Below are 15,175 nucleotides of genomic sequence, written 5' to 3' on the forward strand. Positions count from 1 at the left end.
AGATGACGGCCGGAAGCGGCCGAGCGGGAGAAGGACGATGAAGGCAACGATCAATCGCAGCGCCGAGGGCCGCGCAACGCGCCTCGGGCTCGCCGCACTGGCCGCCGTTCTGGCGCTCGGCGCCGCCCCGGCAGCGGCGCAGACCCTGACCATCGGCCTTCAGGACGACCCGGACATCCTCGATCCGCACCGCGCGCGGACCTTCGTCGGCCGCATCGTCTTCACCTCGCTTTGCGACAAGCTCGTCGACATCACGCCAGAGCTCGACTTCGTGCCGCAGCTCGCAACGGACTGGAGCCTCGACGAGGCGCGCACGACGCTGATCTTCGATCTGCGCGACGACGCCGTGTTCCACGATGGCTCGCCGATCGACGCCGAGGCGGTCAAGGCCAATCTCGACCGCGCGCGGGAACTGCCGGACTCCCTGCGTCGCAGCGAACTGGCCTCGGTCGAGAGCGTCGAGGTGACCGGCCCGCACCAGGTGGCGCTGCATCTGGCTGCTCCCGATGCCGCGCTCCTGTCGCAGCTCTCCGACCGCGCCGGCATGATGATGTCGCCCGCCTCCTTCGAGAACGGCTCGCCCAGCGCCGATCCGGTGTGCTCGGGCCCCTACCGCTTCGTGGAGCGCGTCCAGAACGACCGCATCGTCCTCGAGAAGTTCGCCGATCACTGGGACGCGGAGAACTATCCGACCGAGAACGTCGTTTTCCGCGCGATCCCGGACAACACAGTTCGCTTCGCCAATCTCCAGTCGGGCGACCTCCAGCTGATCGAACGCATCGGTGCGAACGACATCGCCGCGGCCGAGTCGGCGGCAGGCATCACGGTGGTGCCGGTCACGGGGCTCGGCTACCAGGCGCTCACCTTCAACCTGCGCGATGCCGACAGCCCGCTCACCGACGCGCGCGTGCGCCGCGCTTTCGATCTCTCGATCGACCGCGACATCATCAACCAGGTGGTGGGCGCGGGCACCTTCCAGCCGGCCTACCAGCCCTTCCCGCCGGCAAGCTTCGCCTACGAGCCGGGGCTCGAGCGTCAAGGGCGCGACGTCGAGGGCGCGAAGGCCCTTCTCGCCGAGGCCGGTCAGGAGCGCGTCGCCTTCGAGCTGTCGTTCGGCAACAACACGGCCATGCAACAGGTGCTGGAACTGGTGCAGGCGATGGGCGCCGAGGTCGGGTTCGACATCTCGCTGCGTCCGACCGAATTCGCCGCTCTCCAGGGAGAGCTGCGCGAGGGCCGGTTCGAGGTCGCCCAGTCCGGCTGGTCGGGCCGTGTGGACCCCGACGGCAACATCCACCAGCATGTCACCTGCGAAGGGGGCCTCAACGACGGTCGCTACTGCAACGAGGAGGTCGACCGCCTGCTCGACGAAGCCCGAGAGACCGGCGACCCGGCCGACCGAGCACCGCTCTACGCGCAGGCGCAAGCGATCCTCGGTCAGGACAAGCCGGTCAGCTACCTCTACTACCTGCCATACCCCTTCGCTCACACCAACGCGCTGACAGGCTTCGTCGGATATCCGGACGGCATGATCCGCCTTCGCGGCGTCAGCCTCAGCCAGTAAGGGAGCAAGACGCCATGACCTTCAGAACGACACTTCTCGCCGCCGCGCTCATGGCCGGTGCCGCCATGCCGGCCGCTGCGCAGACATCGACCCTGCGGATCGGGCTCGCCGAGGATCCGGACCTTCTCGATCCGCACCGCTCGCGCACCTTCGTCGGCCGCATCGTCTACGCCTCGATGTGCGACCGGCTGATCGACATCACGCCAGAGCTCGACTTCGCGCCGGCATTGGCGACGGACTGGTCCTGGAACGAGGGCGGCACCGAGCTGACCTTCAATCTTCGCAAAGACGCCGTCTTCCACGACGGCGAGCCTTTCAACGCGGAGGCCGTGAAGGCGAACATCGAGCGGGCGCAGACGCTGCCGGACAGCCTCGTGCGCACCGACATCGCCGCCATCACCGGCGTCGAGGTGGTGGACGAGTACACCGTCCGTCTGCTCCTCGACGAACCGGACGCTACGTTGCTCGCCCAGATCTCGGACCGCGCCGGCATCATGATGTCGCCCGCCTCCTTCGAGCAGGAAGGGAACTGGACGCCCGTATGCTCCGGCCCCTACCAGTTCGAGACCCGCGTTCAGAACGACCGCATCGTCCTCTCGAAGTTCGACGACCACTATGCGGCCGACGACTACAGCTTCGACGAAGTGGTCTTCCTGCCGATCCCGGACGGGACGGTGCGCCTCGCCAACCTCCAGTCGGGCGATCTCGACATGCTGGAGCGGATGACGCCGAGCGACGCGCAGGCAGTGGAATCCAACCCGGACCTTCAGCTCGTCGTCGCCCCCACGCTCGGCTATCAAGGCATCCGCATCAACACGAACAACGGCCCGGCCGCCGAAAACCCGCTCGGCCAGGACAAGCGGGTGCGACAGGCCCTGCAACTGGCGATCGACAAGTCGATCATCACGCAGGTGGTAGGCAACGACATCTGGGACCCCGCCCAGCAGCCCTTCCCGCCCGCCAGCCCCTACCACGACGAGACGATCGAGCCCTCGACGCGCGACGTGGCGGCGGCCCGCGCCCTCCTCGACGAGGCCGGCGTCGACCGCCTCGCCTTCGAGCTGACCATCGCGACGTCGACGCAGGCCGCCCAGCTCGGCGAGCTCATCCAGGCGATGGTCGCCGAGGCCGGCTTCGACGTCTCGTTGCGGCCGATGGAGTTCGCCTCGCTGCTCGCCGAGATGAAGGCCGGCAACTTCACCGCGACGGCCAGCGGCTGGTCGGGCCGCGTCGACCCGGACGGAAACATCTACTCTCATCTGGCCTGCGACGGGGCCAACAACGACTCCCTCTACTGCAACGAGGAGGTCGACCGGCTCCTGAACGAGGCGCGCCGCGTCTCGGACGTCGCCGAGCGCAAGGCGCTCTACGATCAGGCACAGGCGATCCTGCAGGACGAGCTGCCGCTCATCTACACCTACCATCAGAACTCGCCCTTCGTGCTGCGCACCGGCGTCGAGGGTTTCACGCCCTATCCGGACAATTTGATCCGCCTGCGCGGCATGACGAAGGCGCAATAGCATCGAAACACGGTGCCGGCCGCGTGCCGGCGCCCCCATCCATCCTCTCGCGGAGACCTTCGACATGCGCATCGCACGCCCTCTCCTCCTCGCAGTCCTTCTCGCCGGCACAGCCACTCAGGCGATGGCCCAGGCCACGACCCTGCGCATCGGCCTGCAGGAAGACCCCGACGCGCTGGACCCGCATCGCGCGCGCACCTTCGTCGGCCGCATGGTCTTCACCTCGCTTTGCGACAAGCTTGTGGATGTGGCGCCCGACCTGTCGATCGTGCCGCAACTGGCGACGGAATGGTCCTGGAACGAGGACTTCACCGTCCTGACCTTCACGCTGCGCGACGACGCCACCTTCCATGACGGCGAGCCGGTCAACGCCGAGGCCGTGAAGCTCAACATCGAGCGCGCCCTGACGCTGCCGGACTCGCTGCGAAAGAGCGAGCTCTCATCGGTCGAGAGCGTCGAGGCAGTGGACGAGTTCACCGTGGCGATGACGCTGAGCGAGCCGGACGCGACCCTCCTTGCCCAGCTCTCGGACCGCGCCGGCATGATCCTCGCGCCCTCCGCCTTCGAGGAGTTCGCCTCCAACCCCGTCTGCTCGGGCCCCTATTCCTTCGTGGAGCGCGTGCAGAACGACCGTATCGTCCTCGAGAAGTTTCCCGAGCACTGGGATGCGGACTCCTACTCCTTCGAGGAGCTCGTCTTCCTGCCGATCCCGGACACGACCGTGCGCCTCGCCAACCTCCAGTCCGGCGACATCCAGCTTCTGGAGCGTCTAGCGCCGTCCGACATCGCGGCCGTGGAAGGTGATTCAAATCTCGCCTTCCTGCAGGAGGCCGGCACCGGCTACGTATCATTGCGCCTGAATCTGGCCAACGGAGAGCGTGCGCAGACGCCCTTCGGCCAGGACAAGCGGGTGCGCCAGGCGTTCCAGCTCTCGATCGACCGCGAGGTGATCAACCAGGTCGTTGGCTTCGGCACCTATACGCCGGCGCAGCAGCCGTTCCCGCCGGCCAGCGAGTTCTACGACGAGGCGTTCCCTGCGACGACGCGTGACGTCGAGGCGGCCAAGGCTCTCCTCGCAGAAGCCGGCGTCGAGCGTGTCGCCGTCGAACTCGCCTACGGCAACTCGACGACGACGCAGCAGATCTCGGAGCTGATCCAGGCGATGGCCGCCGAAGCCGGGTTCGACGTGACGCTTCGCCCGACCGAGTTCGCCGCCATGCAGCAGGAGATGACGTCCGGCAACTTCCAGATCGCGCAGATCGGATGGTCCGGCCGCATCGATCCGGACGGAAACATCCACCAGTTCGTCACCTGCGAGGGCAGCCTCAACGACGGCGGCTATTGCAACGAGGAAGTCGACCGCCTGCTGAACGAGGCGCGGCGCACGACGGACACCGCCGCGCGCATCGCGCTCTACGGCCAGGCGCAGGCGATCCTCCAGGATGAGCTGCCGCAGATCAACCTCTACTATCAGCCGCGCGCCTTCGGCGTCTCCGCGCGTCTCGAGGGCTTCACCGCCCATCCGGACGGCATGATCCGCCTGCGCGGCGTGACGCTGGCGAACTGACGACACGGAACCGGTGCAAGGCCCCGCCGGCCTTGCCCCCGCACGCACCGACGAAGGACGGCCTCCATGCTGCAGATCATCGCAAAACGCGTCGCGATAGCGATACCGACGCTCGTCCTCGTCTCGATCATCGTCTTCGCGCTCCAGAAGCTCCTGCCGGGCGATCCGATCCTGACGCTCGCCGGGGAAGAGCGAGACCCGCAGGTGCTGGAATACCTGCGCGAGCAGTACCGCCTGAACGACCCGATCTACGTGCAGTACTTCTTCTGGGTTCTGGAGGTCCTTCGCGGAGACTTCGGCGTCTCGCTGCGCACCGACATCCCGGTGACGACCCTGATCATGCAGAAACTGCCGGTGACGATCCAGCTTGCGACGATGGCGATGTTCTGGGCCATCGTCATCGGCATCCCGGTCGGCATCCTCGCGGCGGTCAAGAAGGGCACCTGGATCGACTACGTCGCCAACGTCTTCGCCCTTTCGGGCCTGTCGATCCCCAATTTCTGGCTCGGAATCCTGCTGATCTTCTTCGTCTCGGTGCGCATGCAGTGGCTGCCGGCCTCGGGCTACGTGCCGCCCTCCGAAGACCTCTGGCAGTCCCTTCGCACCATGCTGATGCCATCGATCGTGCTCGGCACCGCACTGGCCGGCAATCTGATGCGCCACACCCGCTCGGCCATGCTCGGCGTCTTGAAGGCGGACTACATCCGCACCGCGCGCGCCAAGGGCCTCCTGCCGGCGATCGTCATCTACAAGCACGCGCTGCGCAACGCGCTCGTGCCGATCGTCACGCTCCTCACGCTGATCTTCGGCGAGCTGATCGCCGGGGCGGTCCTGACGGAGCAGATCTTCACAATCCCCGGCTTCGGCAAGCTGATCGTCGACGCCGTCTTCACCCGCGACTACGCGGTGGTGCAGGGCGTCGTCCTCGTCACCGCCATCGGATTCATCATCATGAACCTCATCGCGGACGTGCTCTACGTCCTGATCAACCCCCGCCTGAGGCACGCCTGATGAGCACCGTCGCCTCCTCCCACAAAGCGGTCGTGCCGCCCGTCCTGCCGCACAAGGCCAAAAGCCGTGCGATGACGAAATTCATGCGCAACAAGGCGGCCGTGGCCGGCGCGCTGGTGGTCGCTTTCTTCGCGCTCGCCGCCATCTTCGCGCCCCTGCTGGCGCCCTACGACCCCTTCCAGACGAGCTTCCTAACGATCCGCCAACCGCCCTCGGCGGAGTTCTGGTTCGGCACGGACGAGCTCGGCCGGGACATTTTCTCGCGGATGCTCTACGGCGCGCGCGCTTCGCTCATGGCGGGCGTCGTCTCGGTCGCGATTGCGGTCGCGATCGGCGTGCCGCTCGGGCTCGTCGCCGGCTATTTCGGCTCGTGGACGGACATGGCGATCTCGCGTCTGACCGACGCGCTCCTGGCGATCCCGTTCCTGATCCTCGCCATCGCGCTCGCCGCCTTCCTCGGCCCCTCCCTCACCAACGCGATGATCGCCATCGGCCTTTCGGCCGTGCCGATCTTCATCCGCATCACCCGCGCGCAGACGCTCTCGGTGAAAGCGGAGGACTATGTGGAGGGCGCGCGGGCCATCGGACTGCCGAACCTCTGGATCCTCCTGCGCTACGTGTTTCCCAACACGCTGCCGCCGATCATCGTTCAGGCGAGCCTGACGATCGCCGCCGCGATCATCGCCGAGGCGTCCCTCTCCTTCCTCGGCCTCGGCCAGCAGCCGCCGAACCCCTCCTGGGGCTCGATGCTGAACACGGCCAAGAATTTCATGAGCCAGGCACCGACCATGTCGGTCTTCCCCGGCGCGGCGATCTTCCTCGTCGTCCTCGGCTTCAACCTCCTCGGCGACGGCCTGCGCGACGCGCTGGACCCACGCGAACAGTAAGAACGATCAGAAAAGCGAGAAGCGCAGCGATGTTCACGACCCGCCCCGAACTCATCGGCACCTTCGGCGCCGTCACCTCCACGCACTGGCTGGCGACGGCGAGCGGGATGTCGCTTTTGGAACGCGGCGGCAACGCCTTCGACGCTGGTATCGCCACCGCCTTCGTCCTGCAGGTTGTGGAGCCGCATCTCGTGGGCCCCGGCGGCGAGGTGCCGATCGTCTTCTATTCGAAGAAGACCGGCCGCATCGAGGTTCTGTGCGGGCAAGGCCCCACCCCCGCCGGTGCCACGATCGAGCACTATCGCAGCGAAGGGCTCACGCTCGTCCCGGGCAACGGCCTGCTCGCCGCCGTCATTCCCGGCTCGTTCGACGCCTGGATGACGCTTCTGCGCGATCACGGCACGATGAGCATCCGAGACGTTCTGGAGCCCGCGATCTACTACGCGGAACACGGCCACCCGCTCCTTCAGCGCATCTCCAACACCATCGCCGGCCTGAAGGACTTCTTCGAGAAGGAGTGGCCGACGACGGCCGCCATCTACGTGCCGAACGGCGCGGTGCCGCAGGCGCGCCGCCTGTTCCGCAACGAGCCGCTCGCCAATACCTGGAAGCGCGTTCTGAAGGAGGCCGAGAGCGCCGGACCGGACCGCGAGCGCCAGATCGAGAAGGCGCGCGAGGCCTTCTACAAGGGCTTCGTCGCCGAGGCGATCGACAGGTTCGCGCGCGAGAACGCGGTGATCGATCAGAGCGGCGAGCGCCATCGCGGCGTCATCAACGCCGACGACATGGCCGGTTGGCAGGCGAGCTATGAGGCACCCGTCGCGCTCGACTACGGCGATTGGCGCGTGAACAAGATCGGCCCCTGGGGTCAGGGTCCGGTCTTCCTCCAGACGCTGTCCATCCTGAAGAATTTCGACCTCGCCTCGATGGGTCCGCGCTCGGCCGAATTCGTCCACACAATGACCGAGGCGATGAAGCTCGCCTTCGCCGACCGCGAGGCCTACTACGGTGACCCCGCGCAGGTAAACGTGCCGCTCGATGCGCTGCTTTCGGACGCCTACGGCACCGAACGCGCAAAGCTCATCGGGCATCAGGCCTCGCGTGACCTTCGGCCCGGCACGGTGCCGGGCTTCGAGGCACAGGTGGAGCGCTTCATGTCATCGCTCGACCGCCTGTCGAAGGTCGGCACGGCGTCCGCCGCCAACGAGCCGACGACGGCCGAAATGCGCTCGGCGCGTCGCGGCGATACGGTCCATGTCGATGCGATCGACCGCTGGGGCAACATGATGGCGGCGATGCCGTCCGGCGGCTGGTTCCAGTCCTCGCCCGTGATCCCCGAACTCGGCTTCGGCCTCAACACGCGCGCGCAGATGTTCTGGCTCGAGGAAGGCCTGCCGACCTCGCTCGCGCCCGGCAAGCGCCCGCGCACGACGCTGACGCCGACGCTCGCCGAGAAGGACGGCGAGCCGCATATGGTCTTCGGCACGCCCGGCGGCGACCAGCAGGAGCAGTGGCAGCTCCAGTTCTTCCTGCGCCACGTCCATCACGGGCTGAACCTGCAGGAGGCCATCGACACGCCGATGAGTCACACAGGGCACTTCCCCTCCTCCTTCTACCCGCGCGAGCGGCGGCCCGCGAACCTCACCATCGAGGAGAGCTTCGGTGAGGAGGTTCTGGCGGATCTCGCAGCGCGCGGCCACGAGCTGGAACGCTCGCCCGAGTGGACGATCGGCCGTCTCGTCGCCGCCTCGCGCGACCCCGACGGGCTGATCCACGCGGCCGCCACGCCGCGCCTGATGCAGGCCTACGCCGCTGCGCGGTGACCTGAAGCCCGCCGATGGCGGCCTTCGCTCCGGTGGGCGGGCCGGGTTCGCCGAGGGCGGAAGCGTCGGATCGTCGCCTTTATTCCGGGCCTTGCGAACCCAGCAGTCGATCCAACGCGCGGGCGATGTTCTCCAGCGTGTACGGCTTCTGGATGATCGGCCGCTCGCGATGCTCCGACGGTAGCTGCGCCTGCTCGCCGTACCCGCTCGCGAACAGAAAGGGGATGCCGAGTTCAGTCAGGCGATCCGCGATCGGGAAGCTGTTGCGGTCGCCGAGATTGATGTCGAGCATGGCGACCGTCGGACGATGCGCTTCGATGCTGTCGAGAGCGGCGTCGACCGTGGCCATCGGCGTGATCGAGGCGGCCCCGAGACGAGACAGGATATCCTCGGCATCGAGGGCGATAATGAGACTGTCCTCCACCAGAAGGGCATCGTGCCCGGTCAGCATCTTCGGCGGCGGCGCGGTCGGGTGTCCCCTCGACGAGCGCGGAAACTTGATCGTCGGCCCCGCGAACGACCGGGCTTCCGAGACATGACGGGCGGGAATTCGGAACGTCGCCTCGACCCCCTCCGGCTTGTACTGGATGTCGGATCGACCACCGAGATCGTAGGGAACCGAGCGATCGATGATCGTCGAACCGAACCCGCGTCGCGTCGGCTCGTGAACCTCGGGACCGCCGCTTTCGACCCAGCGCATGAGGAGATCGCCGTCGCCTTCACGCTCCCACGAGAACCTGACCTTTCCGGTCGTCGACAGGCTGCCGTACTTCGTCGAGTTGGTGACCAGCTCGTGCAGGACCAACGCCATCGTCGAATAGGCCTGGGGGTTCAGGAGGATGGGCTCCCCATCCGAAATGACGCGTTCATGCTCGTCGACGAAGGCTCGGGCCTCGGCATCAACCAGCGCCTGGAGTGGCGCGGGACCCCAATGGTCATCGGTGATCTGGTTGTGGGCCCGCGCGAGCGCGTGAACACGGCCGTCCACCACCTGGATGAACTCGGCGGCCGCAGGATCATCGGGCCGCGACTGGCGGATCAGTCCGCGGATGACGCCGAGAATGTTGCGGACGCGATGGTTGAGTTCGGCGATCAGGAGCTCTTGACGCGCGCTGGCCCGCTGCCGCTCCACGGAGGCCTCGTCGGCGAGGCGGAGCACGACTTCGATCAGCGTCGCGCGCAGCGTTTCGGCTACCCGCAGTTCCGACTCGTGGAACGGCTTCGAGCGTCCCTGAACGAGCTCTTTCCATTCCGCGAAGCTTTCCCGGGGAGACAGGCGCGGTCCGTTCGGCCCGTATTCCACCGGCTTGTGCGGATCGCCGCCCCAGCGCACGGAGCGAACCAGCTCGCGCCGGAAGAGGATCACGTAGTCGCGTGGGGCGCGGGAGATCGGGATGGCGAGCATGCCCGCGGCCAGCGAGACGAACGCCTCAGCCCCCTCGACGATCGAGCCGATGCGATCGGTCGCATAGACCCGACCGGACGCGGTGCCGTTCAGGGCGCGCACGATCCGGCGAAAGTTCTCAGCATCCGGCGTTATGCCTGAGGCGGCATGCTTGCCGTTGATCCAGACGCCAACGCCATCAGCGTCGATCACGCTGGTCAGGATGTCCGCGAGCCAGTCGGGATCGCGCAGCAGGGTCTCGTCGGTCGCAACCGCGCTCAAAAGCTGGTCGGAAACGTCGCGTGCCCGACGCTCGTATTCAACCACCGCCAGACCCTCGCGGCTCTCGAGCCGCATCGAGAACATCTGCGCGAATAGCTCGGCCACCGACCGGCGCGAGACGTCGGGCCACCTTGGAGCGTAGTGATGGCAGGCGAAGAGCCCCCACAGCTTGCCGCCGACGATGATCGAAATCGACAGTGAGGCGTCGACCCCCATGTTGCGCAGGTATTCGAGATGGATGGGGGAGACCGAGCGCAAGACCGATAGCGAAAGGTCGAGCGGCTGGCGGCGCTCGTCGAGTTGCGGCACGACCGGTACCGTCTCGGCGCGCACGTTGGAGATGATGCGCAGGATGTTGCGTTTGTAGAGTTCGCGGGCCTGCGCCGGAATGTCGGTCGCAGGATAGCGCAGGCCCATGAACTGGCCGATGCCGGCGCGACAGGTCTCCGCGACGACCTCTCCGGATCCGTCTGCCGAGAAACGATAGACCATGACGCGATCGTAGCCAAGCAAGGCCCTGACCTGCCGTACTCCCTCGCGAAAGAACGTCGTCATGTCCTCGCACTGGTCGAGCCGCGAGATCATGGAACGCACGGTGCCGCTGATGTCGCCCATGTCCCCGACGGAAGGTTCGGCCTCCAGGACCAGTTGCCTGCCGCTGACATGGATTGCGACGTCGAACGGGTCGGCACCCTCGACAAGCATGCAGCGCGCCAGTCGCTCGACCGCGTTGGGTCCGCGCAGCGTCGCCGTCCTGTTTCGCAGGTCATGGACGGTCTGGGCCGGAATGAGATCCATCAACGGGCGACCGAGCACGGCATCCGGAGCAAGCCCGAGGAACTGCGCGACATTGGCGGAAACGCGCGCGACCATCCAGTCGGAGGTCAGCGCCAGCAGGAAGCCCGCGGGCTGGATCGATCCGGGGACATGGATCGGCTCGCGGTCGCAATTGCTCAGATCAACCGTCTCGGACAAATCGGACAAAGCGTTCGGGCTCTCGTTCTCGTTATTCCGTCGGCAAGCCGCGGCGTGTGTCAGGCATCACTCGTCGTCGGCGCTCGACAAAGGTTATTGGAACCCGCCCTCTCTGATCGCTGTTGCACGCTCGCAAAGCTTAGAGCGCGACTGCGCAAAAGCGCGCAAAGCGTGCGGACAACGTTCTTCGGTCGCCTATGTTCTCGGCGAGACGCGTGCCGCCCGCTCTCGCGTTCTGTGCGCGAGTAACATAGCGACGAGGGGTCGTCTGCGCACTTGTGCACATTGGCAACGACGGCTCCGTAGCCCCCGGGAGAAAAGCTTGGTTCCAACATCCGATGACCTCGCCAGCAATATCCTGCTGGGAACGCTCAAAGACGATGACCGACGGCGGCTCGCCCCGCAGATGAAGGTGATGGACCTGACGAGCCACCATGTCCTCCAGCAAGCTGGAGACGAGGTGGTCAACACGTGGTTCCCCTGCGGCGGGGCCATGGCCGCATTCTGCATCGCGACCGACGATGACAGCACGGCGGTTGAAGTCGCCCTGGTCGGTAGTGAGGGGGCGATCGGCGGGATCGTCTCGAACGGCCACGTGCCAGCCTACGCGACCGCGCGCGTTCGTCATGGCGGACGGTTCCTCCGCATCAAGACGACCGCGCTTGAGCAGGCGAAGCTCGACTCCATCGCCCTTCGGCACTGGTTCTCGCGCTACTCCGACTGCCTTCTCGCCCAGGTGTTTCAGACCTCGGCCTGCAACGCCACCCACACCATCACCCAACGGACCGCCAAGTGGCTGCTGGCCGCGATGAGCCGGACGCAATCCTGCGAACTCCAGATGACCCACGAGCAGTTGGCCGACGTGCTCGGAGTGGGCCGGACTTTCGTGACCCGCATCATCAGCCGCCTAAGGCAGGAAGGGACGATCGAGACGCGCCGGGGCGTGTTCATCGTCAAGAACGAGCAGGTTCTGCGCGATACGGCGTGCGGCTGCACGACCGCGATCGAGGAGCATTTCGATACCGTCATGCATGGCATCTATCCCAGCGCCTGATGCCGAGAGCCATGCTGCGGCTTTGAGTAGGCACCACGCACCGCGATGCGGACACGCGACGCGCTCCTGACCCGCCCGCGCCGCCTTGATCACAGGGCTTCGGTTGCCCTGGGGCGCTGGTGAGGGGCGTCGGTACGCACGCTTTCCTCCGGCACGTTCAAGGGCGGAACAGCACGGGATCGCCTGACCTCGGATCCCCCGGACCTTATCCCATCGCCCTAGCCTTGGAGGGGCCTCACGCCCCTCGCAGGGGCATCCAGACACGGTTTATCCCTTCGCGCAGCGGTCAGATCGCGACGCGCAGAGGGTTGTCGAACCACGCGACGCTCTCCTGGACGAAACGAATCTCCACGAACGCGCCCCCGTTCTCGCGAGCGACGGTCGGGACCGTGACGGCGAAGTAGTTCGGGTCATTCGGCGCGAGCACGAGCGGGAAGATGGTCCGGCCGCCGTCGCCATCTATGATCGCGCCGCTGGCGTCGAGAACGCGGTAGGCGATCCGCACGCCGAGCGCGCCGTCCGTGGGGCCTTCACTGGACCACGACCGTTTCGTTCGGTTCACCGCCCTTACGGTGATCTTCAGCGTGGCGCCGTCGTCGGAAACTGTCGGCCCCTCGACCAGCTCGATGGTGCCTTGGCGCTCGTCCGGCGGCAACGCCGCGTCCATCCGGGGGCGTGCCATGACTTCCGAGGAAACGAAGGTCGGCCGATCCCGGGGCTGATACGTGCGATACCAGTCGTCCTTGGTGATGATGTCCTGCAACTGCCGGGCGCTCGTGCGCCAGCTCGGCCAGGCCGTCGCCTCCGCAACAGGTTCGACGGCACGTGTCTCGATGTCGCCGATGAAACGTTCCAGCACCTCGGCAAGGGAGTCCGGAGAGCCGACGTCGAAGAAGTGTGCGCCCCGCGCCCCGGCAGCCACCTCACGGAAGACGGCGATGTCGCTGGCGATGACGGGTTTGCCGAAATGGCCGGCTTCGACGATCGGAAGGCCGAAACCTTCGGCGAAAGACGCGGCCAGAAGGCAGTCGCACCCCTCGTAAAGTGCGGCGAGCGTGGCGTCGTCGACACGCTCGTGCCAGGACAGTCGCCGACCGTACTCCATGTGGTCGCGCAGTCGTTGCGCCAGAGCCCCGGTGCCCCAGCCGGGCTTGCCCACGATCACCAGTTCCGCGTCGAAACCACGCGCCCAGAGCTTCTCGAAAGCGTCCAGCGCGACCCTGTGGCCCTTTCGCGGCTCCAGCGTGCCGACCATGAGGAAAACCGGACGCTGCTTGGCCGCCTGCGGTCGTGCGGGCGCCGAGTCGAGCGCGGTGAAGTCCGCGCCGAGCTGCCAGTAGCCGATCTTGACCGCGCGCGGGAACGCGATCGCCTCGAGGATCGCATGGAGTTCGTCGGCGACGGCGCGCGAGATGCACACGAAACCACTCGAATGGGTCAAGGCGGTGCGGAACCATTCGGCGAAAATGATCGGCATTCCCGCGTCGCAGAAGCCGGGCGTGCGCAGCGGGACCGTATCGTAGAGGCAAGAGACGATCTGGGCGCCTTTCAGCCGTGCCTCGGAGAACAGACGCTGGTGGATCGTGTGAAAGGCCCAGGAACTGTCGAGCATGAGAAAGGTGTCGCCGCGCCGCGCGCTGACGAGGTTGGCCTTCGTCTTGACGATCGGCCGGGCCTCCCAACGGCGCGATGCGTACCAGCCCGAGTGGTCGTCGCAGAACAGGATCCGGGTATCGACCTCGGGATCGGCATCGAGGATATGCTGGCAGATGCGGTTGACGACACGCTGGATGCCGGTCTTGTGGTCGACGAGCATCGTGGACGACCCTTCGACGAACAGCCTGCGGCGCCCTCCATCGGTCTGCAACTCCGACAGGGCCATCATCTCGGCGACGTGTTCGCTCGGGGCCGTCGAATGCGAAGCGCCGATCTGCGCGAGCGCCAGGCTTCTCGGGTCGTCCTTGCGAACGGTGGAAGCACGGGGGGCCGCGTCCACGAAACGCTCCGCGGCACGGCTCCACGTAAAGCGGTCGGCGGCCTTTCGCTCGTGTCTCACGGCCTTGGCGCGGTCGAAGGCCGGCGATGACACCTCCCTCATCAGGCCCGCTAACATGCCGGGGGACGAGGGATCGAAGACGAGGTCGCTGTCGCCGACGATCTCGGGCACCGCGCCCGCGTTGGCGACGATCGCGGGCGTGCCGCAGGTCAGTGCCTCCAGCGCCGTCAGCCCGAACCCTTCCATGAAGGATGGCTGGATGAGAGCGAGCGCGCCGCGATAGTGAGACACCAGCTCCTCGTCGGAGACGTGCGACAGGAAGCGAACTTTCGTGTCGTCGAGCCCCCTGTTCCGTGCATGCTGTCGAATGTCGTGAACGATCGACGGGGAATGATCGCCGACGATCCGCAACGTCGTGCCGCTCGTGTCGGATTGCGCGAACTCGGCGAAGGCGTCGATCAGGACGGCGAGGTTCTTCCGCCAGTCGAGGCCACCGACGTAGAGAAAGTAGCGTTCGGTTCCACGCGGAAGCCCACGCATCCTGGCGACGATCTCCAGCATGTGGCGGGAAACGCCTGCGCCGATATCGACGGCGTCCGACACCCCCGCAACGCTCGCCGCCTCGCGTGCGGCGAAGTCCGAGATCGCATAGACCCGGTCGAACCCGGGCAACATTGCGAGCCGCCGGCGATAATACTCGCGGCTCGCCCGGTTCGGCAGGTAGTGCTCCGCGAACCGCCACGGGATCGCATCGTAGAAGATGGCAGCGGTGGGGACGATGCATTGCGGCCCTCCCACGAAGGGAACGGCAACGTCGAACGTCCCCTCGAACGGACTGGCCGAAAGGGCGAGATCGGGCTTCAGCGTGTTGACGTGATGCACGAGAGCGATCTCGCTCAGGCGGCGCCATTCGGTAAAGCCGGTCCCGACCTCGCCGCCTTCGACCTTGCCGTGCCATACGTGGGTGTCGTCGGGCGCGACGAAGTCGGACAGAACGCTCCTTGCGATCAGAGCGGCATCGGACATGGCGGCATTGAAGGAGACGCTGATCCGTACCCCATCGATATCCGACAGGGCGCGGACGAGTTCGTGCATGTACCTGCCGATGCCGC

General features: G+C 66.5%; 9 protein-coding genes. 7 read left to right on the plus strand and 2 right to left on the minus strand.

Features of this window, described 5'->3' with window-relative positions; all coding sequences use genetic code 11:
• The first annotated feature begins 37 nt into the window (after positions 1-37).
• The 6 genes from H1343_RS13865 to H1343_RS13890 all read left to right on the plus strand — a co-directional run bounded on the left by H1343_RS13865 (position 38) and on the right by H1343_RS13890 (position 8,372).
• Positions 38-1,564, plus strand: coding sequence for an ABC transporter substrate-binding protein (locus H1343_RS13865; RefSeq protein WP_185983442.1), 1,527 nt, complete (start codon positions 38-40; stop codon positions 1,562-1,564).
• A gap of 14 nt (positions 1,565-1,578) precedes the next feature.
• Positions 1,579-3,084 (plus strand): ABC transporter substrate-binding protein, encoded by a 1,506-nt coding sequence (locus H1343_RS13870; protein WP_185983443.1) that lies wholly within the window; start codon positions 1,579-1,581, stop codon positions 3,082-3,084.
• Positions 3,085-3,148: 64 nt separating this feature from the next.
• Positions 3,149-4,651, plus strand: a complete 1,503-nt coding sequence (locus H1343_RS13875; protein ID WP_185983444.1) for an ABC transporter substrate-binding protein — start codon at positions 3,149-3,151, stop codon at positions 4,649-4,651.
• 66 nt (positions 4,652-4,717) lie between these two features.
• Positions 4,718-5,662, plus strand: a complete 945-nt coding sequence (locus H1343_RS13880; protein ID WP_185983445.1) for an ABC transporter permease — start codon at positions 4,718-4,720, stop codon at positions 5,660-5,662.
• Complete coding sequence (locus H1343_RS13885; protein ID WP_185983446.1) at positions 5,662-6,549, plus strand: ABC transporter permease; 888 nt, start codon at positions 5,662-5,664, stop codon at positions 6,547-6,549. Before H1343_RS13880 ends, H1343_RS13885 begins: the two co-directional genes overlap by 1 nt.
• 29 nt (positions 6,550-6,578) lie before the next feature.
• Positions 6,579-8,372: a gamma-glutamyltransferase family protein gene (locus tag H1343_RS13890; protein WP_185983447.1), complete on the plus strand. Its 1,794-nt coding sequence runs from the start codon at positions 6,579-6,581 to the stop codon at positions 8,370-8,372.
• A gap of 79 nt (positions 8,373-8,451) precedes the next feature.
• On the opposite strand, the gene H1343_RS13895 is transcribed toward H1343_RS13890, so the two are convergent.
• Complete coding sequence (locus tag H1343_RS13895; protein ID WP_185983448.1) at positions 8,452-11,022, minus strand: GAF domain-containing protein; 2,571 nt, start codon at positions 11,020-11,022, stop codon at positions 8,452-8,454.
• A 313-nt stretch (positions 11,023-11,335) separates the two neighbouring features.
• On the opposite strand from H1343_RS13895, the gene H1343_RS13900 reads away from it, so the two are divergent.
• The gene (locus tag H1343_RS13900) at positions 11,336-12,067 is read left to right on the plus strand and encodes a Crp/Fnr family transcriptional regulator (RefSeq protein ID WP_246333095.1); all 732 of its coding nucleotides are present in this window, start codon (positions 11,336-11,338) and stop codon (positions 12,065-12,067) included.
• A gap of 286 nt (positions 12,068-12,353) precedes the next feature.
• Here the strand turns inward: H1343_RS13900 and H1343_RS13905 are convergent, their stop codons facing one another.
• On the minus strand, positions 12,354-15,158 hold the full coding sequence (locus tag H1343_RS13905) for a glycosyltransferase family 4 protein (RefSeq protein ID WP_185983449.1): 2,805 nt from the start codon (positions 15,156-15,158) through the stop codon (positions 12,354-12,356).
• Positions 15,159-15,175 lie beyond the last annotated feature (17 nt).

Source organism: Aureimonas mangrovi, from assembly GCF_014058705.1.
GTDB lineage: Bacteria > Pseudomonadota > Alphaproteobacteria > Rhizobiales > Rhizobiaceae > Aureimonas > Aureimonas mangrovi.

Excerpts from the sequence above, each read along its gene's own strand:
- H1343_RS13880 (WP_185983445.1), top strand. The coding sequence starts at position 4,718 with ATGCTGCAGATCATCGCAAAACGCGTCGCGATAGCGATACCGACGCTC.
- H1343_RS13865 (WP_185983442.1), top strand. The coding sequence starts at position 38 with ATGAAGGCAACGATCAATCGCAGCGCCGAGGGCCGCGCAACGCGCCTC.
- H1343_RS13875 (WP_185983444.1), top strand. The coding sequence starts at position 3,149 with ATGCGCATCGCACGCCCTCTCCTCCTCGCAGTCCTTCTCGCCGGCACA.
- H1343_RS13885 (WP_185983446.1), top strand. The coding sequence starts at position 5,662 with ATGAGCACCGTCGCCTCCTCCCACAAAGCGGTCGTGCCGCCCGTCCTG.
- H1343_RS13890 (WP_185983447.1), top strand. The coding sequence starts at position 6,579 with ATGTTCACGACCCGCCCCGAACTCATCGGCACCTTCGGCGCCGTCACC.
- H1343_RS13905 (WP_185983449.1), bottom strand. The coding sequence starts at position 15,158 with ATGCACGAACTCGTCCGCGCCCTGTCGGATATCGATGGGGTACGGATC.
- H1343_RS13870 (WP_185983443.1), top strand. The coding sequence starts at position 1,579 with ATGACCTTCAGAACGACACTTCTCGCCGCCGCGCTCATGGCCGGTGCC.